Below are 14307 nucleotides of genomic sequence, written 5' to 3'. Positions count from 1 at the left end.
TGGTGTGATTATAAAATGGATAAATCAATGGAATTAAAAAGAATGCAATTTACTGGTTCTGTTTGGAGACCGCCTTACGAAGCAAATTCACTATTGCTTCAAGCCACTATAGGATGTTCACATCATAGGTGTAAATTCTGTAGTTTGTATAAAGACACGCAGTTTAGAGTTGCTTCCCGTAAGGAGGTTGAGAGGAATTTAGAAATAGCCCAGCTATATCAACCAAAAGCACGAAGAGTATTTTTAACTGGTGCAAATCCGTTTGTACTTAGCTTTGAAAAACTGAAAATACTTGCCACTTTAATAAAAATATATCTTCCGGAAGTGCAAAATATCGGCTGTTTCGCTCGAATTAGCGATATAAAACAAAAGACAATAGAGCAATTGATGGAATTACGTCAATTAGGATATGACCGGATTTCTATCGGGACAGAAAGTGGAGATGATATTACGCTGTCACAAATGAATAAAGGGTATTCTGTTATGGATATTGTTGAACAATGTCGAAAATTGGAGAATGCTGGTATTGAATATAATTTCACGTATTTGATTGGACTTGCAGGAAAGGGGCAAGGGGAGCGCAATGCTATTAATACGGCTGATACCTTTAGTTTGTTGCATCCGTATATTATCAATGTACTTTCTTTAACCGTATTTCCCGATACAGTTCTTTATGAGGAAATAGGAACGGGGACATTTGTTGAAGCATCGGAATATGAACGGATAGAAGAAATGGAAATGTTTATTGAACGATTCCAACCGTCTAATTGTGTTCATCTTTTAGCAAACACTGTATCTAATCCCATACCTTTTATTGGAGTTCTACCCAAAGAAAGAGAACGGATATTAAAAGAAATACAGTCCATTAAAAATAATTTCAGGGAAGAGGATTTAAGAGATTATCGTAAACGCATAAAATCGTTATAATGGCAAAATTAGAAACAAAAATAAGTGGTATTGATTTTAAAAATCCTGTAACAGCTGCATCGGGAACTTTTGGATATGGAACAGAGTTTTCAGATTTCTTTGATGTATCTTTATTAGGAGGAATATTTGTAAAAGGAACAACGCTATATGCGCAAGAGGGTAATCCGTACCCTCGAATGGCGGAAACTCCATCAGGAATGTTGAATGCAGTTGGGCTTCAAAATAAAGGTGTAGATTATTTTGTGAATAATATATATCCAACAATAAAAGACATAGATACAAATATGATTGTAAATGTTGGAGGAACGACCATCGAATCTTATGTAAAATGCGCAGAGAAAGTAGCCACATTAGATAAAATTCCGGCAATAGAGTTAAATATAAGTTGTCCGAATGTAAAACATGGAGGTATGGAGTTTGGAGTAACAACTAAAGGTGCAGCATCCGTTGTTAATGCAGTCAGACAGGTTTACAATAAGCCGTTGATTGTTAAGCTATCCCCAAATGTAACAAATATTGCAGATATTGCTAAAGCTGTAGAAGATGCAGGGGCAGACGCTATTTCTATGATAAATACAATTATGGGGATGGCTATTGACATAAATTCTCGTAAACCTATCTTATCTACTGTAACTGGTGGGTTGTCCGGCTCTTGCATCAAACCTGTTGCATTACGAATGGTTTGGCAAACATATAAGGCTGTTAAAGTTCCGATTATAGGTTTAGGTGGAATATCATCATGGCAAGATGCTATAGAATTTTTCCTTGCTGGCGCTACCGCTATTCAAATAGGGACATATAATTTTATAGACCCGACTATAAGCCTAAAAGTAATAAACGGCATCAATTCATATCTTGACGAAAATGGTTTTTCTGATATACAGGATTTGACAGGTGCATTAGGAGAGATTTAAGCCAAAATCTTAGTGCAAGGTGCAAGTATATATTTATATATATAGCTTGCACCTTGCACTAACCGCAGAATATTTATATTCAATGATTTGCATATTCCAAAAGAAAGTCATATCTTTGAACCCGAAAGTTAGGCAGACAAACAGCGGTCAAAGTCAGACAGGCTTAACGGTTGAAAATCGTTACTGTTTCGTTACCTATTTGAAATTTTGAAAGCAAAGTAGCTGATATATAAGCGGTTAGAGTCGTAGGTTCAAAACCCTCCCTCTCCGCTGAAATAGGATATAAAACAAATAAAGAGGATGTCCTTCAAAAGGCATCCTCTTTATTTGTTTTGCTACATAGCTAGGATAACTATCTTTTATTTTGAAATTTTGCCATTATCTTCCGGCTCATCTTTTTGTATATAAACCGTCCGTGTTGGAAAAGCAAACTCAAGTCCTGCCTTATTGAAAGAAGCCAGAATCTCCGTATTCATATTCGAAGTCACTCCTAATATATCCCCTTGCTTCTTAATATAGTAGATATACATGATACCTAGTGCGGAGTCGGAATATTCCGTAAAGACGGCAACCACATCCGATGGACTGGAAGATACATTTTCCACTTTTTGTGGAAGAGCTTTTAAAATTGCCAAAGCCTCTTTCATCTTTTCGGCAGTTGTGCCATACGTCAGTCCGAGATTCAGAACGACCCGTCGCATCGGTTCGGAAGAGATGTTGATGATAGAAGAGTCGGTAATCTTATAGTTCGGGATAGTGATGATACGTTTATCATAGTTCATAATTCTTGTGCTCCGGATGCCTATATCGATTACTGTTCCTTCGATACTGTCGAAACGAATGGTATCTCCGATATTGAAAGGCTTGTCTGTCAGAAGGGTGAAGGCACCGAACACATTCTTTACCGTGTCTTGTGCTGCCAAAGCGAATGCGATACCACCGATACCCAGGGTTCCCAATAATGCGCTGATATTTACTCCGACATTACTCAATGCCATCACAAGACCGATAATCCAGACAACAACCAAGATTGTCCTTTTAATAATCGGCAGCATTTTATTATTCTGACCGTCAGAACGGCGTCCCCAGTAAACTTGAAGCAAACCGCTGAACAAACGGGCGAATACCCAAGTGATATCCAATACAATCAGAATACGGTAAATGTTGTCTACTACTTTCACGAAGCTGTCCGGATATACCAAACGATGAATAGCTATCCAGATACCCAGCAGAATAATTGCAAACTTGAAAGGCGGTTCGAGAGAATAAAAGATAATATTATCCAGTTGATTCTTAGTCCGGTCTGTTAACGGTTTAAGTACTCTTTTGCTTAATAGCGTTATCAACTTTACAATAACAATTGCGGCAACAATAATAAGTATGGAAATGATCCAGTTCTGAACGGAATTTCCCCAAATTTCATATTCAAACATATTCGACTTGATTTTAATTATACATCATGATCATTATTTTAACTTAGTTTCTATACAGAATCAAGGCGGAAGAAGCCGCGATAGCTATATCGCCACCAGACAAATGCTCTTGGCTGTCCAATTTGATTTGTCCATCTTTGCAAAAAACTATCCAGTCTTGCTCGGGCAGGTGGACAATTGCTTCGTTCCGATTACCATTATAAGCTACTAATATTTCTTTCCATTCATCTCCATTAGCATATTCGCCCAATGTATAAGCAATTACACCGGAATCACCCGTGTCAAGGAAATGAAGCCATTGTTCCAATCCCTCTACTGTTGGAATACGAAAGGCGGGATGCGCTTTACGTAGTGCGATCAGTCCTTTTATATAGTCGAAAAAATCACGGTTCTTGGCTTTCAAAGCCCAGTCAATTTGGTTGACAGCGTCTGATGACTTGTAGCTGTTCGGTTCTCCTTGCTTATCTTGCATGATTTCTTCGCCACCACGGATGAAAGGGATTCCTTGTGAGGTCAGAAGTACTGTATGTATCAATTTGTCGATAGAGGGTAATTCCTCTTCAGCATGTTCGCCCTTTACGGATAGCCTCAATTTGTCTACCAAAGTGTATCCGTCATGGCACGACACGAAATTAATCATTTGCGAAGGAGCCCCGGCATAAGGACCATCACAATAAAGCAATCCGTCATAGTCTACCTGCGGGTGCTGCGTGCCGCCGACGATACCATATTTAACCGGTTCGAAATGCCCGTTTATATTTCCGGAGGCATATCCGGGTTCTTGTTCGTCGAAGGTACTTCCTTTCAGTCCGTCCCGAAACTCATCATTAAATACGGCAATACCTTCCATCCGTCCGACATTCTCCTTTACTGCCCGCTGCTCGAAAGGCAATGGGGAATCTGCTGCTACCCAACCTTCACCGTAAACGAAGATTGTCGGGTCAATTTTCAGCAGTTCCTCTCTCAAGTGGTTCATCGTTTCAATGTCATGTATCCCCATAAGGTCAAACCGGAAACCATCGATATGGTATTCTTTCGCCCAGAACTTTACAGATTCGATGATATAACGGCGAACCATTTCGCGCTCTGATGCTGTCTCGTTTCCGCAGCCGGACGCATTGGAATAAGACCCGTCAGGATTTTGACGGTAAAAATATCCGGGGACGGTCAGTTCGAAATTTGAATGATCGGTGGAAGCGGTATGGTTATATACCACGTCGAGTACAATGCGGAAGCCGTTCTGATGTAGGCTCTTCACCATTTCTTTAAACTCACGGATGCGGGTGACGGGATTAGCCGGGTCGGTGGAATAACTTCCATCAGGCACATTGTAATTTTTCGGGTCATATCCCCAATTATATTTATTTTCTTCCAGTCTCGTCTCATCTACCGTGGCGAAATCAAATGAAGGCAGGATATGGATATGTGTAACGCCCAGTTCTTTCAAGTGATCTAAGCCGGAAGTTTCCCCTTCGGGTGTCTTGGTTCCGGTTTCCGTCAGAGCCAGGAACTTTCCTTTATTCTTGATGCCCGAATTCGGATCAATACTAAAATCGCGATGATGCAATTCATAGAGAATAATGTCGGAATACATCTTCAGTTCGGGGGGCTGGTCGGACTCCCAATCTTCCGGATTCGTTTCATTCCAGTCGATTACAGCCGCACGGTTACCATTGATACCGACAGCTTTAGCCCAAATGCCGGGCGTTTCGTCCAGCCATTTGCCGTCTTTCTTTATTTGGAAGGTGTAGAAAGAACCTTTCAGGTCACGGTCGACATTGATACGCCAGGTACCATCCTCTGCCATGTCCATATCCAGTTGTTCTTCCTTTTCTTCACCTTCGCCGGCGGGGTACAGGTTTAAACGAACCCTGTCCGCGCTCGGCGCCCAAAGTGTAAAAACGGATTGTTCGGGTGTATAGACCAATTCGAGATCATTTCCATCATAGCATGGATATTTGTCATACGACTCCAATTGGTCTGCGGACGGATGATTTTTTAATTTTCTCATACATTCAATTTTATATTAATACTGTTTAAAATAATCAATGCCTATGTGGCGTAAATGAACTGGTATGTTCTTGTTTGGTATGATGAGAAACAACAGAACAAACAGAATTTATTGCTGTTATCCCGGTAAATATGGATATAAAAAGGATTATTAAGATATTTTTCGTCGTTGCATGAATCATACTCTTGAACTTTCTGCTGTTTAGCATTTGTTCGTTCGGTTTATGGACAAATTCCTACCATTTTGCTAATAATTCATACTTGTGAAGGAACTTTATTCTATTGCAACTTGTTTTATACTCGTCAATTTAAAAAAGATAGCATATGGAAAATGGTGTAATGATGCAGTATTTTGAATGGAATCTCCCGAATGACGGGAAGTTATGGAAACAATTAAAAGAAGACGCGTCGCATCTTCATGACATTGGTGTAACCGCAGTCTGGATTCCACCTGCTTATAAAGCCGACGAGCAGCAGGATGAAGGATATGCAACTTATGATTTGTATGACCTGGGCGAATTTGAACAGAAAGGGACAGTACGGACAAAGTACGGTACGAAGGATGAACTGAAAGAGATGATTGGCGAATTGCACAAATATCATATTGCGGTTTATCTGGATGTAGTGCTGAACCATAAGGCAGGCGGTGATTTTACCGAAAAGTTTATGGTCGTGGAGGTTGACCCCAAAGAAAGGAACAAGGCGTTGGGCGAACCGTATGAGATACAGGGCTGGACCGGATATAGCTTCCATGGACGTAAGGACAAGTATTCGGATTTTAAGTGGCACTGGTATCACTTCTCCGGTACGGGATTTGACGACGCCAAGAAACGTAGCGGAGTCTTTCAGATCCAGGGAGAAGGAAAAGCCTGGAGCGAGGGAGTGGACAATGAGAATGGCAATTATGACTTTTTGTTGTGTAATGATATTGATTTGGACCATCCTGAGGTTGTATCCGAACTGAACCGTTGGGGGAAATGGGTTACCGGTGAACTTGGACTCGACGGATTCCGGTTGGATGCTATCAAGCATATGAAAGACCAGTTTATCGCACAATTTCTTGATGCGGTGAGAAGTGAACGGGGAGATGATTTTTATGCCGTAGGTGAATATTGGAACGGTGACTTGGAAACACTCGACGCCTATTTGGAAACGGTAGGGCATAAGGTGAATTTGTTTGATGTCCCGTTACATTATAATATGTTTCAGGCAGCACAGGAAGGTAAAGAATATGATTTGCGGAATATCCTGAAGGATACACTGGTCGAACATCATTGTGATTTGGCTGTGACATTTGTCGATAATCACGACTCGCAGTTGGGAAGTTCGCTGGAGTCCCAAATAGAAGACTGGTTCAAACCGTTGGCATATGGTCTTATTCTCTTGATGAAAGATGGTTATCCTTGCCTGTTTTATGGGGATTACTATGGAATAAAAGGAGAGAAATCCCCGCATACCAAGATCTTGGACATATTGTTGGACGCCAGAAGAAAATATGCTTATGGCGACCAGGTTGAATATTTCGATCACCCCTCCACTATCGGTTTTATTCGCACAGGAGATGAGGAACATACGGGTTCGGGACTGGTCTTTTTGATGTCCAATGACGAAGCCGGCAGTAAAACGATGAGTCTGGGTGAAGGTCATAAGGGTGAGATATGGCACGAAATAACCGGAAGCATTCAGGAAGAAGTAACTTTGGATGAAGAAGGGAACGGTGAATTTTCCGTTGATGCCCGTAACCTGGCTGTTTGGGTAAAGAAGGCAATTTAGGTTGCTTAAAATTAAATTCCTTCTTGCACTTTTTATAGAAAATACATACCTTTGGATGCTGAATGATTAAACACGTAAGATTTTATGCGTTTTTGGGTATGTATTTTAGTGCTTTTATTTGTACACAATCAATTTTCGAGGGCTGATAAAACTATACATAGTGATTCTCTCTATACTGAAAAGTATATCAGGGATATTTATATCTCTGATTCTAAGCGAGCTCTGCAATTACTGGACGAAGCGGAGAACAGGAAAACAATATCTTTGCGGGTTATAAACGAATTGCGTAGTTTGTCATATAGTAATATGTATATGAACAAACTCGCGTTTATGTATGCGAAAAAAGCTTATCTGCTTGATTCCATATACCAGAAAGACCCGGAACACATGCTGAAAATGACAGTTTATTTGGCTGAGTTCTCGGCAATGATGAGCAAGTATAATGAAAGTATGCATTATGCATTAGAGGGAATCAGACAGGCACAAGAATTAGGAAACAGAGAGGCTAGAGCCAGATTGTTTTTCTGCATGGGAGAGAATAACTGGAGATTGTCTTTTAAAGACAAGGCATATGATTATTTCGATCGGACTATTGAATTGCTGCGCGGGTCGAAGGAGAAGCGTGAAATGATGCTGCTTTCATACTATTATGGGGCGAAAATGGGGTTTCTGATGAATGATTCCCGAATCGAAGAGGCTCTGGAAGTAGGTTTTGAACGTGAGAAACAGATTGAACGGCTCAAAGCATTGCCTCAAATCCCTGAAGCTTATGTGGACGGCCAATATAGTTATTTGTATTCCAAGCTGGCCTATATTTATTGCATGGAGAAGAAATATGGGCAGGCGGAACAATATTATCAGAAATACTTGTCAAAGAAAGAATCACATACTCCGGATGGAAAAATGTACTCGCTTCCTTATTTGATGCTTTCCGGACAATATGAAAAAGTCATAGATAATTGCAAAGATTTTAAGGAGCTGATGAGGACCCAACAAGACACTCTGAATGAACAATATCTGACTGTTCTCCGACATGAAGTGAAAGCATACTTGGGTATGCATAAATACAAGGAAGTAGCGGAGATACGTGAAACGATTTTAGCCATAACGGACAGCATCAATACCCGAGATAGGAATAATGCCGCATTGGAACTGAATGCAATATATGGCGCCTCAGAAAAAGAAGAATATATCAACGAACAGGCTTTTCAACTGAGAATCAGAAATATGACTCTCTGGTTCCTTGCATGTATTGTTGTGCTGACTTTGTTTATTGTATGGCGTTTGTGGCGTTTCAATCATATAGTCGAGTATAAGAACAGGACGCTTGCCCGGCTTATAAACGAGAAATTCGCCAATAGGAAAGACGGCAACCAGTTGTCGGAAGCATACGGACAGCAAGCTGTCATATCGGAGATAGAACCGGAATTAATCTCATCCGAAGAATTGGAAGAACTTTCGGACGACGAAACAGGTGAAGTCAGCGGGGAAGAAGAAGAGAACAGGAAGATATTTCAGGAATTGAATCAGATAGTCCTTCAGAAACAGTTATTTCTTTCATCGGAATTGTCAAGGGAAGACTTGGCGCATATAGTACATCTGAATAACGCACGTTTCGCCCGGATGATTCGTGAATGCACAGGGACTAACTTTAACGGGTATATCAATGAATTGCGTATTACTTATGCTATCAAATTGATGAAGCAATATCCCAATTATACGATACGTGCCATAGCGGATGAATCCGGATTCAACAGTACACCGATATTATATAATCTTTTCAAGAAAAAAACTGGCATGACACCCTACGAATTTAAGAAAGCACAGGATTCGCTTAGGGATTAAGAGTTCCCGGTAAACAATTCTCGGCTTTTTCGGTTTATTACTATAAAGTTAATTAAATAAATATAGTAATGTTACAAGTTAGGATAAAGCGAGTGTACGAGGATTTTTCAGAAACAGACGGATACAGAGTATTGGTAGACAAGCTATGGCCACGAGGCATTAAAAAAGAATGGCTGAAATGTGATTATTGGGCAAAAGACATAACACCGTCCGCTGCCCTGCGTAAGTGGTTCCACGAAGATATACCGGGACACTGGAATGATTTCTCCGTCCTGTATCAGAAAGAGCTGGACGCGTCTCAGGCAGTGACCGATTTTCTGTCCCTTATAAAGCCGCATCCGGTGGTGACACTCCTCTATGCATCTAAAGAACCCGTGTACAATCATGCCCGGATACTCCGTGATTATTTGGAAATGCGTCTGAAAGAGTGAAATTAAAGTAATTTTTATCTGTTTACGCTTTCTGTCGTTCACTCAATTTCCTACCTTTGTAATCTAAATCAAAATCGTGTAACCATGAAGTATAAATTATTGGTCCTGGATGTAGACGGAACACTGCTTAATGATGCGAAAGAAATTAGTAAACGTACACTGGCCGCCTTGCTGAAAATACAGCAGATGGGAGTACGTATCGTGCTGGCTTCCGGCAGACCGACTTATGGTTTGTTGCCGCTTGCCAAGTCTCTCGAACTTGGAAACTATGGTGGCTTTATCCTTTCTTATAACGGTTGCCAGATCATCAACGCACAGAACGGGGAAATCCTGTTCGAACGTCGTATTAACCCCGAAATGCTGCCTTACCTGGAAAAGAAAGCCCGCAAGAATGGCTTCGCTTTGTTCACCTATCATGATGATACGATCATAACGGACTCTCCTGAAAATGAACATATCCAGAATGAAGCCTGGCTGAATAACCTGCAAGTGATTCGGGAAGACGAATTTTCCGCCGCCATTGATTTTGCTCCTTGCAAGTGCATGCTTGTCAGCGATGACGAAGAAACACTTGTCAGCCTGGAAGAACATTGGAAGAGACGCCTGAACGGTGCTTTGGATGTCTTCCGCTCCGAACCGTATTTCCTCGAAGTAGTACCTTGTGCCATTGATAAGGCGAATACCTTAGGTGCTCTGATGGAAGTATTGGGCATCACGCGTGAAGAAGTGATTGCCATTGGTGATGGCGTGTGTGACGTAACCATGATTCAATTGGCAGGACTGGGAATAGCTATGGGACACTCACAAGACTCGGTGAAAGCTTGTGCCGACTATGTGACCGCTTCGAATGAAGAAGACGGAGTGGCTCTTGCTGTCGAAAAAGCCATTATCGCTGAAGTCCGCGCAGCGGAAATCCCCCTTGACCAACTGAATGCACAGGCACGCCACGCATTAATGGGAAACCTGGGTATCCAATATACCTATGCTGACGAAGACCGTGTAGAAGCTACAATGCCCGTAGACCATCGTACACGCCAGCCGTTCGGAATATTGCATGGCGGCGCTACTCTTGCGTTGGGAGAGACGGTTGCCGGACTAGGGTCAATGATTCTTTGCCAGCCTGACGAAATTGTAGTAGGAATGCAAGTCAGTGGAAACCACATCTCTTCTGCCCACGAAGGAGATACTGTGCGGGCAGTAGCGACCATTGTACACAAAGGACGTTCATCCCATGTATGGAATGTAGACGTCTTTACCTCAACCAACAAACTGGTGTCTTCCATACGGGTAGTCAACAGCGTTATGAAAAAAAGATGATTGACGAAGAAATAAGTAATCTGACAACTATTGATACATTCATCCGGCAACAACAACCGTTTGCCGTTTACCGTATTCCCGGAGAGAAAACCCCTCGTTTGTTGACACAGGCCGGGGGGGCTGTCCGCTTGATCTATGACCTCAAAGACCTGGACGGGCAGCGGGGATTTGTCATCGCCCCGTTCCGGGTGAGCGAAACATGTCCGATTGTGCTGATACAATCGGAGCAGTGGGGACAACCACTGCCAATTGACGAGGATACGGACGAAGAACAGGAAAAAGCCCGACAACTGCAAGGACAGGAGACATTCCTGAATACTTGCACGGAAAAGTATGCCGCCTGTTTTCATACATTTATAAATGCCTTGCGTGACAAGACTTTCGACAAATTAGTGCTTTCCCGTGAACTCACTATCGGTATCGGTCAGACGCCGGATTTCTCTCCCTCATCCGTTTTTCGTGCGGCTTGCAAACGTTATATCCATTCCTATATATACCTGTGCTATACCCCTCAAACGGGTATCTGGCTCGGCAGCACCCCCGAAATCATCTTGTCGGGCGAAAAAGACGAATGGAACACGGTGGCACTGGCCGGAACGCAACCTTTGCAGGACGGCAAATTACCGCAAGCATGGGATGAGAAGAACCGGAAGGAGCAGGATTATGTAGCATCCTATATCCGCCGGCGACTTCTTTCATTAGGCATCCGTTCTACGGAGAACGGACCTTATCCTGCCTATGCCGGAGCATTGTCGCATCTGAAAACCGATTTTCATTTCTCCTTGAAAGATAATAAGGATTTGGGGAATCTTCTGAAAGTTCTGCACCCGACGCCTGCCGTGTGCGGGCTTCCCAAGGAAGAAGCCTATCAATTCATATTGGAAAACGAAGGTTACGACCGCCGTTACTATTCCGGCTTTATCGGATGGCTCGACCCCGACGGAAGGACGGATTTGTATGTGAACCTGCGCTGTATGCATATCGAAGACAAGCAACTGACCCTTTATGCCGGCGGCGGATTACTGGCGTCTTCGGAACTGGACGACGAATGGCTGGAAACGGAAAAGAAGTTGCAGACCATGAAACGGCTGATAGCTTATTAATCACTAATTCACTAATCACTAACCATCATGTACACAGATAAGAAGAACATACTCCAACTGGTTGCGTTGCTTCAGGCGCACGGGATTACTAAAATTGTATTGTGTCCGGGCAGCCGTAACATACCTATCGTGCATACCTTGTCCAACCATCCTGATTTTACCTGTTATGCGGTGACAGACGAAAGGAGTGCGGGGTATTTCGCCATCGGGCTTACGTTGAATGGTGGCAAGCCTGCTGCAATCTGTTGCACTTCCGGAACGGCATTATTGAATCTCCATCCGGCTGTGGCAGAAGCCTTCTATCAGAATGTTCCTCTGGTTGTCATCTCTGCCGACCGTCCCGCAGCCTGGATAGGGCAAATGGACGGACAGACACTTCCGCAACCGGGTGTATTCCAATCACTGGTCAAAAAGTCAGTCAATCTTCCGGAGATTCACACGGATGAAGATGAATGGTACTGCAACCGCCTGATAAATGAAGCCCTGCTGGAGATGAACCATCACGGAAAGGGGCCGGTTCATATCAATGTCCCAATTTCCGAACCGTTGTTCCAGTTTACGACGGATACCCTGCCCGAAGTACGTGTCATCACGCGTTATCAAGGCTTGAACGTCTACGACCGTGATTACAACGACCTCATCGACCGGATGAATAAATATCAGAAACGGATGATTATTGTCGGTCAGATGAACCTTATCTATCTGTTTGAAAAGAGATATACCAAATTATTATATAAGCACTTTGCCTGGCTGACGGAGCATATCGGCAATCAGACTGTTCCCGGTATCCCGGTGAAGAACTTCGACGCGGCGCTCTATGCTATGCCCGAAGAGAAAATAGATCAGATGTCTCCCGAACTGCTGATTACTTATGGCGGGCACGTCGTCTCCAAACGATTGAAGAAGTTCCTTCGCCAGCATCCGCCCAAAGAACATTGGCACGTATCGCCGGACGGTGAAGTGGTCGACCTCTACGGTGCATTGACTACCGTGATTGAGATGGACCCGTTCGAATTCTTGGAAAAGATAGCGAGCCTGCTCGACAACCGTACTCCTGAATATCCCCGTGTGTGGGAGAATTATTGCAAAATCATCCCCGAACCGGAATTTGCCTATTCGGAGATGGCGGCTGTCGGTGCATTGATAAAGTCCTTGCCGGAATCATGCGCCTTGCATCTGGCAAATAGTTCGGTCGTCCGTTATGCCCAGTTATATGCCATTCCCTCTACGATTGAAGTCTGCTGCAACCGGGGGACGAGTGGCATTGAAGGTTCGCTTTCTACGGCTGTCGGCTATGCGGCGGCTTCTGATAAGCTGAATTTTATAGCCATCGGGGATTTGAGTTTCTTCTACGACATGAATGCGTTGTGGAATGTGAATGTCCGTCCCAACCTGCGTATTCTTTTGTTGAATAACGGTGGCGGGGAGATTTTCCATACCTTGCCGGGGCTGGATATGTCGGGCACTTCGCATAAGTTTATCGCGGCTGTTCATAAAACGTCTGCCAAAGGTTGGGCGGAAGAACGGGGATTCCTTTATCTGCAAGCGGAGAATGGCGAGGAACTGGCTGAAACCATGCAGATTTTCACTCAACCGGAAGCGAAGGAACGCCCTGTCTTATTGGAAGTGTTCACCAACAAGAACAAAGACGCACGAATGCTGAAAAATTATTATCACCAATTAAAACAAAAATAGATTATGTCAACACAAAGAGAGTGGACAACTATCAGAGAATACGACGATATTCTCTTTGATTACTATAATGGAATTGCCCGTATCACCATCAACCGTGAACGTTATCGGAATGCATTCACCCCGACTACTACTGCCGAAATGAGTGACGCGTTGCGCATTTGCCGCGAGGAAGCGGACATAGACGTGATTGTTATCACCGGAGCCGGAGATAAAGCCTTCTGTTCGGGCGGTGACCAGAATGTGAAAGGACGTGGCGGTTATATCGGCAAAGACGGCGTTCCCCGTCTGAGTGTGCTGGACGTGCAAAAACAAATCCGTAGCATTCCGAAACCGGTGATTGCCGCCGTGAACGGATTTGCCATCGGCGGCGGGCACGTACTCCATGTGGTATGTGACTTGTCTATCGCTTCGGAGAATGCCATCTTCGGTCAGACAGGCCCTCGTGTAGGCAGCTTTGACGCCGGATTCGGCGCGTCTTATCTGGCACGTGTCGTAGGACAGAAGAAAGCCCGCGAAATCTGGTTCCTCTGCCGGAAGTACAATGCGCAGGAAGCCCTGGATATGGGCTTGGTGAATAAGGTAGTCCCCTTGGAACAACTGGAAGACGAATACGTGCAATGGGCGGAAGAAATGATGCAGCTCAGCCCGCTGGCTTTGCGCATGATTAAAGCCGGACTGAACGCCGAACTGGACGGTCAGTCAGGTATCCAGGAACTGGCAGGTGACGCGACATTGCTTTATTATCTGACGGATGAAGCTCAAGAAGGAAAGAATGCGTTTTTGGAGAAACGCAAACCGAACTTCAAGCAATATCCTAAGTTCCCATAAACCATGCGGAGCACTCAAATATTTACATCTG

Annotated in this window: 11 protein-coding genes; 9 read left to right on the top strand and 2 right to left on the bottom strand. The window is 43.5% G+C overall.

The annotated features are described in order from the left end of the window. Window positions 1–27 precede the first annotated feature (27 nt). Together AB5443_RS02520 and AB5443_RS02515 are read left to right on the top strand one after the other, a co-directional pair. Window positions 28–927: a radical SAM protein gene (locus AB5443_RS02520; protein WP_368113141.1), complete on the top strand. Its 900-nt coding sequence runs from the start codon at window positions 28–30 to the stop codon at window positions 925–927. Further along, window positions 927–1841 (top strand): dihydroorotate dehydrogenase, encoded by a 915-nt coding sequence (locus tag AB5443_RS02515; RefSeq protein WP_368113139.1) that lies wholly within the window; start codon window positions 927–929, stop codon window positions 1839–1841. The genes AB5443_RS02520 and AB5443_RS02515 overlap by 1 nt, the downstream gene beginning before the upstream one ends. 359 nt (window positions 1842–2200) lie before the next feature. Here AB5443_RS02515 and AB5443_RS02510 read toward each other — a convergent pair whose 3' ends face one another. Both AB5443_RS02510 and pulA read right to left on the bottom strand, forming a co-directional pair. Continuing rightward, window positions 2201–3274 carry a mechanosensitive ion channel family protein gene (locus AB5443_RS02510; protein ID WP_024986212.1) on the bottom strand — a complete coding sequence of 358 codons (1074 nt, stop codon included), beginning with the start codon at window positions 3272–3274 and terminating at the stop codon, window positions 2201–2203. 43 nt (window positions 3275–3317) lie between these two features. Next, window positions 3318–5285 carry a type I pullulanase gene (pulA, locus tag AB5443_RS02505; protein WP_277131118.1) on the bottom strand — a complete coding sequence of 656 codons (1968 nt, stop codon included), beginning with the start codon at window positions 5283–5285 and terminating at the stop codon, window positions 3318–3320. Window positions 5286–5608: 323 nt separating this feature from the next. Here pulA and AB5443_RS02500 point away from each other — a divergent pair, with 323 nt between their 5' ends. The 7 genes from AB5443_RS02500 (at window position 5609) to menB (ending at window position 14276) form a co-directional block, all read left to right on the top strand. After that, window positions 5609–7057 (top strand): alpha-amylase, encoded by a 1449-nt coding sequence (locus AB5443_RS02500; RefSeq protein WP_277131116.1) that lies wholly within the window; start codon window positions 5609–5611, stop codon window positions 7055–7057. Between the two features lie 84 nt (window positions 7058–7141). Further along, window positions 7142–8902, top strand: a complete 1761-nt coding sequence (locus AB5443_RS02495) for an AraC family transcriptional regulator (protein ID WP_283139934.1) — start codon at window positions 7142–7144, stop codon at window positions 8900–8902. A 68-nt stretch (window positions 8903–8970) separates the two neighbouring features. Then, window positions 8971–9333 (top strand): DUF488 domain-containing protein, encoded by a 363-nt coding sequence (locus AB5443_RS02490; RefSeq protein ID WP_277131112.1) that lies wholly within the window; start codon window positions 8971–8973, stop codon window positions 9331–9333. Between the two features lie 84 nt (window positions 9334–9417). Next, a complete protein-coding gene (locus AB5443_RS02485) occupies window positions 9418–10650 on the top strand; it encodes a Cof-type HAD-IIB family hydrolase (protein ID WP_277131110.1) in 1233 nt (410 codons plus the stop codon). Then, on the top strand, window positions 10647–11753 hold the full coding sequence (locus tag AB5443_RS02480) for an isochorismate synthase (protein WP_277131108.1): 1107 nt from the start codon (window positions 10647–10649) through the stop codon (window positions 11751–11753). The genes AB5443_RS02485 and AB5443_RS02480 overlap by 4 nt, the downstream gene beginning before the upstream one ends. A 27-nt stretch (window positions 11754–11780) precedes the next feature. Beyond that, a complete protein-coding gene (gene menD / locus AB5443_RS02475; RefSeq protein WP_022140109.1) occupies window positions 11781–13448 on the top strand; it encodes a 2-succinyl-5-enolpyruvyl-6-hydroxy-3-cyclohexene-1-carboxylic-acid synthase in 1668 nt (555 codons plus the stop codon). A 3-nt stretch (window positions 13449–13451) separates the two neighbouring features. Continuing rightward, entirely contained in the window at window positions 13452–14276 is an 825-nt protein-coding gene (gene menB / locus AB5443_RS02470) for a 1,4-dihydroxy-2-naphthoyl-CoA synthase (RefSeq protein WP_022140108.1), read from the top strand. Window positions 14277–14307: the final 31 nt, after the last annotated feature.

This window comes from Bacteroides sp. RTP21281st1_H5_RTP21281_210402 (assembly GCF_040918965.1).
Lineage (GTDB): Bacteria > Bacteroidota > Bacteroidia > Bacteroidales > Bacteroidaceae > Bacteroides > Bacteroides congonensis.
The sequence above is the reverse complement of the archived record's forward strand: the minus strand, read 5'-3'. Positions and strand labels throughout refer to the sequence as shown.

Bases quoted from the DNA above. Each gene is read 5' to 3' on its own strand.
- AB5443_RS02520 (WP_368113141.1), top strand. From the start codon at position 28: ATGGAATTAAAAAGAATGCAATTTACTGGTTCTGTTTGGAGACCGCCT.
- AB5443_RS02515 (WP_368113139.1), top strand. From the start codon at position 927: ATGGCAAAATTAGAAACAAAAATAAGTGGTATTGATTTTAAAAATCCT.
- AB5443_RS02510 (WP_024986212.1), bottom strand. From the start codon at position 3,274: ATGTTTGAATATGAAATTTGGGGAAATTCCGTTCAGAACTGGATCATT.
- pulA (WP_277131118.1), bottom strand. From the start codon at position 5,285: ATGAGAAAATTAAAAAATCATCCGTCCGCAGACCAATTGGAGTCGTAT.
- AB5443_RS02500 (WP_277131116.1), top strand. From the start codon at position 5,609: ATGGAAAATGGTGTAATGATGCAGTATTTTGAATGGAATCTCCCGAAT.
- AB5443_RS02495 (WP_283139934.1), top strand. From the start codon at position 7,142: ATGCGTTTTTGGGTATGTATTTTAGTGCTTTTATTTGTACACAATCAA.
- AB5443_RS02490 (WP_277131112.1), top strand. From the start codon at position 8,971: ATGTTACAAGTTAGGATAAAGCGAGTGTACGAGGATTTTTCAGAAACA.
- AB5443_RS02485 (WP_277131110.1), top strand. From the start codon at position 9,418: ATGAAGTATAAATTATTGGTCCTGGATGTAGACGGAACACTGCTTAAT.
- AB5443_RS02480 (WP_277131108.1), top strand. From the start codon at position 10,647: ATGATTGACGAAGAAATAAGTAATCTGACAACTATTGATACATTCATC.
- menD (WP_022140109.1), top strand. From the start codon at position 11,781: ATGTACACAGATAAGAAGAACATACTCCAACTGGTTGCGTTGCTTCAG.
- menB (WP_022140108.1), top strand. From the start codon at position 13,452: ATGTCAACACAAAGAGAGTGGACAACTATCAGAGAATACGACGATATT.